14 protein-coding genes are annotated in these 11,963 nt (G+C 37.4%); 9 read left to right on the top strand and 5 right to left on the bottom strand.

The genetic code is table 11. From position 1 onward, the window contains the following. Positions 1–5 precede the first annotated feature (5 nt). From A9P82_RS09935 to A9P82_RS09925, 3 genes are all read right to left on the bottom strand, one after another. On the bottom strand, positions 6–308 hold the full coding sequence (locus A9P82_RS09935; protein ID WP_066207430.1) for a type II toxin-antitoxin system RelE/ParE family toxin: 303 nt from the start codon (positions 306–308) through the stop codon (positions 6–8). Beyond that, the gene (locus tag A9P82_RS09930) at positions 301–525 is read right to left on the bottom strand and encodes an addiction module protein (RefSeq protein WP_066207428.1); all 225 of its coding nucleotides are present in this window, start codon (positions 523–525) and stop codon (positions 301–303) included. The genes A9P82_RS09935 and A9P82_RS09930 overlap by 8 nt, the downstream gene beginning before the upstream one ends. Before the next feature lie 223 nt (positions 526–748). Next, on the bottom strand, positions 749–2,557 hold the full coding sequence (locus A9P82_RS09925; RefSeq protein ID WP_066207426.1) for an ABC transporter ATP-binding protein: 1,809 nt from the start codon (positions 2,555–2,557) through the stop codon (positions 749–751). Positions 2,558–2,619: 62 nt separating this feature from the next. Here A9P82_RS09925 and rbfA point away from each other — a divergent pair, with 62 nt between their 5' ends. Genes rbfA through A9P82_RS09910 form a run of 3 tightly spaced genes read left to right on the top strand, consistent with a single transcriptional unit; the run spans position 2,620 to position 4,631 of the window. Beyond that, positions 2,620–2,982 carry a 30S ribosome-binding factor RbfA gene (gene rbfA, locus A9P82_RS09920; protein WP_066207422.1) on the top strand — a complete coding sequence of 121 codons (363 nt, stop codon included), beginning with the start codon at positions 2,620–2,622 and terminating at the stop codon, positions 2,980–2,982. 29 nt (positions 2,983–3,011) lie between these two features. Then, a complete protein-coding gene (locus A9P82_RS09915) occupies positions 3,012–3,362 on the top strand; it encodes a four helix bundle protein (protein ID WP_066207420.1) in 351 nt (116 codons plus the stop codon). Positions 3,363–3,404: 42 nt separating this feature from the next. Next, positions 3,405–4,631: an FtsX-like permease family protein gene (locus tag A9P82_RS09910; protein WP_066207419.1), complete on the top strand. Its 1,227-nt coding sequence runs from the start codon at positions 3,405–3,407 to the stop codon at positions 4,629–4,631. A 107-nt stretch (positions 4,632–4,738) separates the two neighbouring features. Here the strand turns inward: A9P82_RS09910 and A9P82_RS09905 are convergent, their stop codons facing one another. Continuing rightward, positions 4,739–5,437: a YjjG family noncanonical pyrimidine nucleotidase gene (locus A9P82_RS09905; RefSeq protein WP_066209812.1), complete on the bottom strand. Its 699-nt coding sequence runs from the start codon at positions 5,435–5,437 to the stop codon at positions 4,739–4,741. A 110-nt stretch (positions 5,438–5,547) separates the two neighbouring features. Between A9P82_RS09905 and A9P82_RS09900 the strand changes: the two genes are divergently transcribed. The 3 genes from A9P82_RS09900 to A9P82_RS09890 all read left to right on the top strand — a co-directional run bounded on the left by A9P82_RS09900 (position 5,548) and on the right by A9P82_RS09890 (position 8,810). Beyond that, complete coding sequence (locus A9P82_RS09900) at positions 5,548–6,936, top strand: dihydroorotase (RefSeq protein ID WP_066207417.1); 1,389 nt, start codon at positions 5,548–5,550, stop codon at positions 6,934–6,936. 9 nt (positions 6,937–6,945) lie between these two features. Further along, positions 6,946–8,259, top strand: coding sequence for a MutS-related protein (locus tag A9P82_RS09895; protein ID WP_066207415.1), 1,314 nt, complete (start codon positions 6,946–6,948; stop codon positions 8,257–8,259). A 104-nt stretch (positions 8,260–8,363) separates the two neighbouring features. After that, positions 8,364–8,810: a DUF3276 family protein gene (locus A9P82_RS09890; protein ID WP_066209810.1), complete on the top strand. Its 447-nt coding sequence runs from the start codon at positions 8,364–8,366 to the stop codon at positions 8,808–8,810. Positions 8,811–8,869: 59 nt separating this feature from the next. Here the strand turns inward: A9P82_RS09890 and xerD are convergent, their stop codons facing one another. Next, entirely contained in the window at positions 8,870–9,772 is a 903-nt protein-coding gene (xerD, locus tag A9P82_RS09885; RefSeq protein ID WP_066207414.1) for a site-specific tyrosine recombinase XerD, read from the bottom strand. A gap of 60 nt (positions 9,773–9,832) precedes the next feature. Between xerD and A9P82_RS09880 the strand changes: the two genes are divergently transcribed. From A9P82_RS09880 to A9P82_RS09870, 3 genes are read left to right on the top strand one after another with little or no spacing between them, the layout of a single operon-like run. Then, complete coding sequence (locus A9P82_RS09880) at positions 9,833–10,600, top strand: HNH endonuclease (RefSeq protein WP_066207412.1); 768 nt, start codon at positions 9,833–9,835, stop codon at positions 10,598–10,600. Then, positions 10,597–11,367, top strand: coding sequence for an HpaII family restriction endonuclease (locus A9P82_RS09875; RefSeq protein ID WP_066207411.1), 771 nt, complete (start codon positions 10,597–10,599; stop codon positions 11,365–11,367). Before A9P82_RS09880 ends, A9P82_RS09875 begins: the two co-directional genes overlap by 4 nt. 18 nt (positions 11,368–11,385) lie before the next feature. Next, positions 11,386–11,889 (top strand): YkgJ family cysteine cluster protein, encoded by a 504-nt coding sequence (locus tag A9P82_RS09870; RefSeq protein WP_066207409.1) that lies wholly within the window; start codon positions 11,386–11,388, stop codon positions 11,887–11,889. Positions 11,890–11,963: the final 74 nt, after the last annotated feature.

Below are 11,963 nucleotides of genomic sequence, written 5' to 3'. Positions count from 1 at the left end.
ATAGTTTATTTATTTCTGTTCAACCATTTTTCAGGATTTAACGCAGCATGAAAAACGGCGAGTACAACAACAATATTTTCTTCAACAGTATAATGAATGGCGTAAGGAAATATCGGTAAGTTGGCAATGCGTATGTTGTTGTAACGGATTGCGTGCGTTGTCGGTCGCAATTTTACTTGCTCAATTGTAGTTCTCACTTCTGTTGCAAAACGTCTTGGCAGCGTCGGGCTTTTATCTTTATACCAAAGCTTGGCTTCGCGTATATCATAGCGAACTTCAGGAGCAACAATCAGTTTATACTCACTCATCATCACTTAGTTCTTCTGCCACAAAGCTATCCCAATCAATCATCGCTTCTGGATTTTTTCTGTACGCTTCCACGCGTTCATCAAGCAACCTCTTTTGCCATTCAGGCAAGTCCAAATGCAACTCTTCCGTAATCGCATTCCAATCGTCTATCGGCAAAAAAACACCCACAGGATTTCCTGCGTTGTCGAAGGTATATTGCGGATGAATGTTTTCCATAAAATTATTTTTTGATTACACGAATTTAGAGAAATTATACGAATGTGTTGGATTGTTTAATTGTCTTATTGTTTCAATTGTTTTTGGAGTAAAGGAACGCATATTTTTATTGAGATTGCCACGTCGCTCGTACCTCGCTCCTCGCAATGACGTGCAAGCGTGTTCCGAATTATTCTTTGTGTCCCTTCGTGCCGTTGTGCCTTTGTGGTTCAAATAAAACCGTCTATTTCACTTCCTGCATTCTAACCAATCTACTGTAAATACCATTTTCTATTTTCAGCAATTCATCGTGGGAGCCGCGTTCGGCAATTTCGCCTTTATCCAAAACAATGATTTCATCAGCATTTCGCACAGTTGAGAGTCTGTGGGCAATTACTAATGAAGTGCGGTTTTCCATCATTTTATCAATCGCATCCTGTACCAATCTTTCACTTTCCGTGTCGAGCGAAGAAGTGGCTTCATCCAAAATCAGTATCGGTGGATTTTTTAAAACGGCGCGCGCAATGGTTACACGTTGTTTTTCGCCGCCGCTTAATTTATTGCCTCTGTCGCCAATGTTGGTGTCAAATTTTTCTTCTTTCTGTTGGATAAAATTAAACGCATTGGCAACCTTTGCCGCGTCTTCAATTTGCTGTTCGCTTGCATCATTTTTTCCCAAAGCAATATTGCTTGCAATAGAATCATTAAACAAAATCGGTTCCTGTGTTACAATGCTGATATGCTCGCGCAAAGATTTGAGCGAATAATTTTTAACGTTGATTCCATCAATCAGCAACTCGCCCGAACTCACGTCGTGAAAGCGCGGAACCAAATCGGCAATCGTACTTTTTCCTGCGCCGCTGCTGCCTACAAGCGCCACGGTTTTGCCTTTAGGAATAGTAAGGTTAATATTCTTTAAAACGGCAGTCCCGTCTGGATAACTAAAAAATACATTTTTAAACTGTATTTCTCTTTCAAAACTTAATTCATTCGTTCCTCCGTCTTCAATCACTTCGGGCGTAGCCAGAAAATCTTCAATTCGCGTGAGCGCAGAGCTTCCGCGCTGAATGTTGAAAAATGATGTGGACAAAGTTTTCGCAGGATTAATAATGAAAGCAAACATGCCGATATATGCCAGCAAATCGCCGCCTTTCATCAATTGATATTTTACCACCAACATGCCGCCGAAATACAAAATTGCCGCAAGCACTGTTACGCCCAATACTTCCGTCAAAGGCGAAGCCAGATTGCGGCGATACGACATTTTATTGCGCAGCACAAACATATCTTCATTCACGGCGTCAAATTTTTTGTGCATCATTTTTTCCGCCAGAAAAGCCTTTACAACTCTTATTCCCGTAAGCGTTTCGTCCAAAATAGAGAGCGCAACACTTTGTCGCTCGCTCATGGCTTTGGATTGTTTCTTTAATAAACGACTTACACGACCGATAACAAAACCTGTCAATGGCAAAAGAATTAATAAACCAATGGACAATGCCGGGCTAATCAAAATCATCGCAATCAAATAACCGACTATTGTGAACGGATCTTTGATTAAGCCTTCCAGCGTGCTTACAATTGAACTGTCCACTTCATTAATATCATTTGTCATACGCGACATTACATCGCCTTTTTTCTGCTCGGTAAAAAATCCGATGGGGAGTTGCAGAGCTTTTACATACATTTCATCGCGCAGCCTTTTGATAATGGAACTTCGGACAGGCGCAGAAATAACAGCCGATAAATAAATAAAAATATTTTTCAGCAAGGTGGATACAATAATAATTATACAAACCGCAGCAATAGCAGCGAGTTTGCCGTGTTGCTGTACTTCGCTGTTCAGAAAATTAAGGATAAATTTTCCGCTTGATTTTGACTGCAACAAATTAGCAGAAGAATTTTTTTCATCGCCGATAATCAAGGTAAGAAACGGCGACAACATTCCGATTGATAAAATGCCGAACAATGTTCCTAAAACCGTAAATAATGTATAGCTGAACAGCTTGGATTTGTAATGCCCGAGATACGTGAATATGCGTTGAAATTTCTTCATAATTCTTATTAGAATAGAACGGCAAAAGTAACTAATTTTACAGCCAACAAAACGCAAAGATTATGGAACAGGGAAAAAGACAGCGGCAGGTTGCCAACGTGATTAAAGAAGAGATTAACCAAATCTTTCGTCATCTTGGTTTGAACATGATTGGCGGCGGCATGGTTTCCATCAGCGATGTGCAGGTTACGCCCGATTTGCTGGAAGTGCGTATTTACCTGAGTTTCTTTCAGGTGCAAGACAATGCTGCGGCATTAAAATCAATTGAACAAAAAGCCTGGGAAATAAAAAAAGAATTGTCGCATAAATTGAAAAACCAGTTGCGCCGCATTCCCGTGATTCATTATTATGCCGATGATACGCTGGAACACGTTTTTCATATGGAAGAATTGTTTAAAAAAATTAATGAGGAGTCGAATAAGTGAATTAATAATTAGTAATTAAAAATTAATAATTGAAGGACGATAATATTATATTGGATAAAAGTTTTCTATTTGCATTGAGAATAACCAAGCTCTTCTTGCATTTGCGAAAAAACAAAGTTGAAAGAGAATTATGTGTTCAATTATTAAAAAGCGGAACTTCTGTCGGAGCTAATGTTGAAGAAGCTGTTGGCGGTTCTTCAAGAAAAGATTTTATACACAAACTCGAAATAGCATACAGAGAAGCGCGTGAAACCCGATATTGGTTGAGAATTCTGAAAGAAACTAAATTTATAGAAGAAAAAATTGCAGATTCTTTTATCAATGATTGTGAAGAAATTATAAAAATCCTTACCTCAATTATTAACTCTTCAAAAGGATAACCCACAATTATTAATTTTTAATTACTAATTCTTAATTACTGCATGAACTTCCTCTTCGCATGGCGATATTTTAAAGCAAAAAAATCCACGAATGTCATCAACATTATTTCGTGGATAAGCATTGTTGCCATTGCGGTTGGTTCGGCGGCGCTCATTCTCGTGCTTAGTGTTTTCAATGGTTTTGAAGGATTGGTTAAATCCATGTACGGCGATTTTTATTCTGATTTGCGCGTGTCTGCAACGCAAGGGAAGTATATTCAACCAACGGCGTCTCAGCTGAAACAGTTGCATCAAATAAAGTCTGTAAAAAATTTCAGTTTGACTGTTGAAGAAAAAGCGCTGGTGGTAAATGGCGATTACCAGTCCATTGTTTATCTCAAGGGCGTGGATAGCAATTACTATGAAGTTGTTTCCATAAAGAAAAATATTATCGATAACGGCGAATATAGTTTAGGAACTAAAGATTCTCCATCCGTTGTTCTTGGCGGCGGCATTGCCAACGCCATTGGCGCAGACCCTTTGTCCACAGACCCTTTGACGGTTTTTTTCCCAAACAGAAATGCTAATGATTTTTCCAATCTTCAAAATGCCACTTATTCGTTCGATATTCACGAAGCAGGTATTTTTAGAATACAGGAAGATTTTGATAATAAATATGCTTTTACCAATATCGGTTTTGTAAGATATATGGCAGATATTCCCGAAAATAGTTATACGGCGATTGATATAAAAATAAATTCGGAAGAGAATGTTTCAGGTGCGCAAAAGCAGGTGGCATCAATATTTGGTCAGCATTATAAAGTGCAGACACGCTTTCAACAGAATCAAAGTTTGTTCAGCGTGATGCAAATGGAAAAATGGATTATCTACATTATTCTTTCCATCATTTTAGTGATTGCAGCGTTCAATATGGTGGGCGCATTAACGATGTTGATTTTGGAAAAACGAAAAGATATTGCTGTGCTGAAGGCGTTGGGCGCGCACAATGGTTTTATACAAAAAATATTTTTGAATGAAGGCTTTTTATTAGCTGGAATCGGCGGCATTGCAGGAATGTTGATTGCATTTTTAATTTGTTACGCGCAGCAAAAATATCATCTCATAAAACTCGAAGGCGGTTCGTTTGTTGTAGATTATTATCCGGTAACTATGCGTATTGCAGACTTTCTGATGGTAACGGCGACTATATTTATCGTTGCTGTTTTGGCTTCGTGGATTCCAGCACGAAAGGCGGCAGTAAAAGATTTTTCTTTGAAAGGAAATGAATAAAATTTCCCGCAGACAGCGCAGATTTTCGCAGATTGAAAACTCGCAGATAACGCGGATTTTTCTGCGCATATCAGCGAAAAAATCTGTGTTATCTGCGGGGAAAATTCTCAAAAAATATCTTCTAATTGTTTTAAGTGAGTTATCTCAAACGTCGGCTGCACTTCGGTTTCAGCTTTTATATGATTGACAAAAACTGTATCTAATCCAAAATTTTTTGCACCTCTAATATCGGCTTCAATATTGTCGCCGAGCATAATGCTCTCATTAACTAATGCTTTAGTTTTGTTCAAAGCAAATTCAAAAATTTCTTTATTTGGTTTTAAACTTCCGCTTGCTTCGGATGTAATCAATTCTTCGAAAAAGTGCGTCAGTCCTGCATTTTGGAGCTTTTGTGTTTGAATATAATTGAAGCCGTTGGTGATTAAATGCAAACGATAATTTTTATTTTTCAAATAAGTCAATATCTCAAAAGTGTACGGAAAAACTTTTTTTCTCAACGGAAGAAACTGCAAAAAATCGTCGCTTAATTTTTTCGCCAATGCTTCATCGGCAATTTTATAATCAAGCATAGTAAGCCACATTCTTTTCCATTTTAATTCATCTTGTTTGATGAAACCTTTGGAATATCTGTCCCATAAACGATGATTATGCGCGGCATATTTTTCATAAAAAATTTCATAATTATCAATACCTTTTTCAATCAGCTTGTTTTCGCTGAAAGCCTCGTACAGCGCGTCTTTTGCATTAGCTTCAAAATCCCAAATCGTATGGTCGAGGTCGAAAAATAAGTGTGTGTATTTTGTCATCAAAGATTTCATTCTGTAAAAATAATAAAAGCCGCATTGATGTACTTAAATTAAATTGTTATGTTACGCTTTGCGTCTTAACTTTAAACGCAGATAACAATAAAAATTTAATGAGCAATTATTTAATCAAAAACGCAAACATTGTAAACGAAGGAAAAATTTTTAACGCCGATGTGCTGATTCGCAATAAAAGAATTGAACGCATCGACAACAATATTCAGGTTGATTTTGCGGTTGAAGAAATCGATGCCGAAGGCTTGTATTTATTGCCCGGCGTGATTGACGACCAGGTGCATTTTCGCGAGCCGGGACTCACGCACAAAGCCAATATTTATACGGAATCCAAAGCTGCGGTTGCGGGCGGCGTTACCAGTTTTATGGAAATGCCAAACACGATTCCGCCGGCGTTTACGCACGATTTATTGGAAGAAAAATACACGACGGCAAGCCAAACTTCGCTTGCAAATTATTCGTTTTATCTCGGCACTTCGAATAATAATCTGGAAGAAATAAAGAAATTAAATGACCGGAAAAACGACATCTGCGGACTGAAAATTTTTATGGGTTCTTCCACCGGAAATCTATTGGTAAATGACCCTTTGGTGTTGGACAATGTTTTCTCGACTTGTGAAGTTTTAATCGCCACACATTGCGAAGAAGAAAGCATTATCCGTGCAAATTATGAAAAATTAAAAGCCGAAAAACCAAACCTCGAAGCGAGTGACCATCCTGTAATTCGCAATGAAGAGAATTGTTTTGAATCGTCTTTCAAAGCCATTCAGTTTGCGAAAAAGCACGATGCGCGTTTGCATATTTTGCACATCACTACGGAAAAAGAATTGCAACTTTTTGGCAATATGTTGCCTTTGGAAGAAAAGAAAATTACGGCGGAAGTTTGCGTGCATCATCTGCATTTTTCGGCGGACGATTATGCCGAAAAAAGTTATCTGATTAAATGCAATCCTGCGATTAAAGCCGCGTTCAACCGAGATGCAATCTGGCAGGCATTGTTGGACGATCGACTCGATGTAATCGCCACGGACCACGCGCCGCACCTGCTTTCCGAAAAAGGTTTTGAGCGAAATGCAGCCGGAAAATTAGTTCAATTGAAAGATGCGACTTATGAACATGCACACGCCGGTTTGCCCTTGATTCAACATTCGTTGCAGCTTATGTTGCATTATGTGAAAGAAGGAAAAATTTCTTTGGAAAAAGTCGTTGAAAAAATGTCGCACGCTGTTGCCCGTTGTTTTCAAATCAAAGAACGAGGCTTTATTCGCGAAGGATATTTTGCCGATTTGGTCTTGGTCGATTTGAATAAAAATTACAAAATTTCGCCCGAAAACATTTTGTACAAATGCGGCTGGTCGCCGTTGGAAGAGTTTGTTTTTCCCGCAACTATTGAAAAAACTTTTATAAATGGCAACTTAATTTATGGAAATGGCGTGTTTAATGAATCTATTAAAGGAGAGAGATTGAAATTCGAGAGAAACGCATAATTTATAAAAATGGACATCGATAATTCAACGTTACACGATTTAAACATCTTCGGCAGATATGAGCAGGAAACCATTTTGCATTTGCTGAATTATACGCGCACCAATGGCGGCAAGGAAGAATTGAAACGTATCTTTTATGAACCTTTCGGCGATGTTAAACAAATAAAAGAATCGCAGGAAGTAATTAAGAAATTTATAGAAACGCTGCCGCATTTTCCTGAAACTATTACCAACGGAACGGTTATGGTTTTGGACAAATATTATGATGCTCCTGTAACATCTATTCCGCTTGGCGCCGGAGCTTTAACGGGTTTTCTGTATAAAATTTTCAGCCGGGGAGACTATACTACCGTTCGCTATTCCGTGAAACATTTTATCGATTTTGTAAAGGGTATGCGTGAGTTGCTACGACTTTTCCCCGATAATAATTATGCTGAACCGCTGCAAAAAACATTGGACGGAATAAAGCAGCAATTGGACAAGCCGGTGTTTCAAAAAATAGAAACATTTTCAAAAGACTATAAGCCGTCTGTTAAAGATAATCTGGCGCTGGGATTTTTTTTCAATCACAATAAATTAGCCATTCAGTCTTTGGAAGATTTGTTTTTCAGAATCGATGCTTGGTATAGTTTGGCAAAAGCAACGGTTGAACACAACTTTCATTTTCCCGAAATCGTCGAAAGCGAAACGCCTTTGATTGAAGCCAGAAATTTATATCATCCATTGCTGGAAAATCCGGTGGGTTATGATTTTTCTTTGACGGAAAGAAACAATTTTCTTTTTCTCACAGGTGCAAATATGGCGGGCAAAAGCACGTTTATTCGCGCGGTAGGCATTTCGGTTTATCTCGCATCGCTCGGCATGGGCGTTCCCGCGGACGATATGAAAATGAGCAGTTTTGACGGATTGCTCAGCAATATCGAAGTTGCAGATAATACACTAAAAGGCGAAAGCTATTTCTTCAACGAAGTGCAACGTATCAAAACTACCGTAGGTAAAATTGAAAATGGCAAAAAATGGCTGATACTTATTGATGAATTATTCAAAGGAACGAATATTCAGGATGCGATGAAATGCAGTACTGCCGTGATTGAAGGCTTGAGAAAAGTAAAATCATCGCTGTTTATTCTCTCGACGCACTTGTACGAAATAGGAGAGAACCTGAAGCAGTATCCGAATATTCAGTTTAAATATTTTGAAACCGAAGCAAAAGACGATACCTTAATTTTTAGTTATAAGCTGAAAGACGGCATCAGCAACGACAGGCTCGGCTATTTAATTCTGCGAAGAGAGAAAGTGGTAGATATGCTCGACAAACTTTAACTACTGCCTGTAAAAAAAACTGCTCAAAATTTTTGCTGAAAAAAAAACAACATTATATTTGTAAGGGTTTTGAAAAGGTATTTGTTGAATTAAATTTAAAAAACTTGGATTACGAACAAAACGAGCGCAAACAAGATAGCGTGTACAGCAAACGCTTGAAAGCAGGAAAAAGAAGAACCTACTTTTTTGACGTGCGCGCCACAAAAGGCAGCGACTATTATCTGGTTATAACTGAAAGCAGAAAACGCTTCAATGAAGATGGTTATGACAGGCACAAGATTTTTTTGTACAAAGAAGATTTCAATAAGTTTGTAAAAGGTCTAAGTGAAGCGGTTGATTATATCAAAACCGAATTAATGCCCGATTATGATTTTGACGCTTTTAATCATGATGAAAATTTTATTAGCGGCAACGATAATACTAATACAGAAATTCCGGCTGAAAGTAATATCGTTTCGCAAGAAGAAAAAAGCGTACCTAATGAGGAAACCAAAAATACTGCTGCCGCTCCCGATGCTAAATTAGCGTCTGAAGAAGTAGACAAGTGGTAATTGTTTTTATACCAATAAATATTCAAACACGAATAAAAGCAGTCGACAGACTGCTTTTATTATTTTCTGAATGCCGGATGATGTTCCTGCAAAGTGCTGCGCAAAAAATGCTTATCCAAATGCGTATAAATTTCTGTTGTGGTAATGCTTTCATGTCCCAGCATTAACTGAACTGCACGCAAATCCGCACCGCCTTCTACCAAATGCGTGGCAAAGGAATGCCGAAACGTGTGCGGCGAAATATTTTTTTTAATCTGTGCTTTTTGCGCCAGGCTTTTAATGATTAAGAATATCATCACACGCGAAAGATTTTTGCCCCGGTTGTTGAGAAAAAGAAAATCTTCAAAATCCTTTGCGGCATTAAGTTTGCGCCGGTAATCGTTATAATAGATGCCGATATATTTAATGGCTTCATCGCCAATCGGCACCAGTCTTTCTTTATCGCCTTTGCCGATTACGCGCACAAAACCATCTTTCAAATACAAACAACTTATTTTTAAATTCACGGCTTCACTCACGCGCAGGCCGCAACTATACAGCGTTTCAAGAATTGCTTTGTTGCGATGCCCTTCGTTTGTGCTTAAATCTATTTGCGAAATGATTTTTTCAATCTCTTCAAAACTCAATACATCCGGCAATGCGCGTTTGAGTTTAGGAAGTTCTAACAATATTGTCGGGTCTGTATCTGTAATATTTTCGCTCAACAAATATTTATAAAAACCTTTGATACCCGAAATGGTTCGCGCTTGCGAACTCGCCGCTAATCCAAAGCTTGCGATATATTTGACAAATGCTTGTAATGTTTTTAAATCAATTTCCTTCGGCGATTTTTCCAAACCGTTTTCCGCAAGAAAAAAAGTCAATCTGTCCACATCGCGCAAGTATGCCTCGACTGAATTTTCGCTCAGCGATTTTTCCAATTGCAAATAAGCCTTGTAACCGTTTTTATAACTGTCCCACATAATTGTTGTAAAGTTATTTGAATAAAATGTAAGTTTGTGAACAGAGGAAATTTTAAGACAATGGCAAAAAGTAATAATTGGACAAGGGACGAAACTATAATTGCTTTTAATGTTTATTGCAAAGTTCCTTTCAAAAGTAGTAGCAAAAACAATCCAACTATCATAAAATACGCAAACATACTTGGACGTTCGCCTTCTGCTCTTAATATGAAAATTGGAAACTTTGGACGACTTGACCCTGAATTAAAGAAACAAGGAATTACAGGTTTAATAAATGGAAGTAAATTAGAGGAAGATATTTGGAATGAATTTAATGGAAATTGGGAAAAACTTGCTTTTGAAAGCGAAGTCTTAATTGCGAAATTTCAAAATAAGAAAGTTGAGGAAATAGAGGAAATAGATTTGACGGAGTTGCCCGAAGGAAAAGAACGAGAAACAATAATCAAAACAAGAGTAAATCAAAGTTTTTTCAGAAGCACGATTTTATCTTCATACAATTTGAAATGTTGTATCACAGGTTTGTCTATTTCTGATTTTCTGGTAGCAAGTCATATAAAACCTTGGGCGAAAGATAAGGAGAACAGAATAAATCCGCACAATGGTTTATGCTTAAATTCTATTCACGACAAAGCTTTTGACAAAGGTTATATTACGGTTACGCCCGAATACAAAATTTTAGTTTCTAAATTTTTTGATAGCTATTCAAATGAACAAGTGGTAAGCGATTTTTTCAAAAAATATGAAAATCAAAAAATCAATTTACCTGAAAGATTTCTACCGTCAAAAGAGTTTTTAGATTATCACTATCAAATAATTTTTAAAAAATGAGTTCGCTTTTTACATATTCATTTGTAGAAAATAAAGCCGTCGTTGCAGATTTGGATAGGGAAATTACATTTTCTAAAGATGAATTTTACAACCAGTCAGAAGAACTCGGTTTTAGTATAAAATCTCAACTTGGCAGCGCTTCAACTTTGTTGAACGCAGGGAAAACAACCAACTTCATTTACAAAATAAATGAGTTGAATTTGACGTCAAAGCAGATTGCGGAAATCAATGCAATAAACACCAAAAGTAAAATCAAAGACCGTATTGAAAAGCTAAAAGAACTCAAAGGAAAATTACAGTTTGAAAATACCGAGAGTTCTGTCTTTGAAAACAATCTTGTTTTAATTGACAGTGCTTTACCAAAAATTGTTTCAGAAATTTTATTTTTGTTCTTCACTTCTCCTCATTCCAAAATTTCGGACTTGGTTGCCGAAATTTCAAAAGCAAATCCGCTTGGGTACAACTTGGCAAATCATCATCTGTTTTATTCGTACAAAATCAAACATTTTCTGACGGACATTGCTTTAGGAATGATGCCGTCAAAGGTTTGGACAGGCGAACTCGATGGGACAGGCGGCCATTTAGTTGTAAAAGATAACGGAGAAATTTTATGTTATCATATTTACAACCGAAACGAGTTTGAAGATTATCTATATGCAAACACAAAACTGGAAACAGCGAGTAGCACACGACACGAATTTGGAACAGTCTATAAAGATAATGAGCAACTTTATTTTAAACTAAACTTACAAATTCGTTTTTTGTAAGTGTATAGCAATTGCACTATGCCACCCATCAATTTCAAAAAATTCAAAGCCGAATTTGAGCAAAAACGACAATCGTACAGAAGCTATATCACAAAGCTTGAAAACAATATCCCGCGAGGCATTGACAACATTACGGCTGAAACGGACAAAGAAGTCTGGAAAGAAATTGATTGTCTTTCCTGTGCCAATTGTTGCAAGAAAATGACACCCACTTTTACGTCGCAAGACATTAAGCGTATTGCTTCACATCTACGCGTGAGTCCCAAAGCATTTAAAGAAAAATGGCTCAAACAAGAGAAAGGTGAAACAGATTGGGTAAACGTTTCACAGCCTTGCCAGTTCCTTGATTTGAAGACAAATATGTGCACCATTTATGAAGTAAGACCTGCAGACTGCGCAGGTTTCCCGCACTTGGCAAAGAAAAAAGCAGTTGATTATTTACATATTCACAAACAAAATATCGAGTATTGTCCTGCAACTTTAAAGTTTGTGGAGTTGCTGAAAGAAAGAGTAAAAGTGTAAATTTCACACAGAGGATACTAAGAAAATAAGGCAGAGAATTTTATTACTTTATGTCTCGATTGCTCCGTAAACTC

The organism is Arachidicoccus sp. BS20, from assembly GCF_001659705.1.
Taxonomy (GTDB): domain Bacteria; phylum Bacteroidota; class Bacteroidia; order Chitinophagales; family Chitinophagaceae; genus Arachidicoccus.
This window is presented reverse-complemented; position numbering and strand designations above follow the sequence as displayed.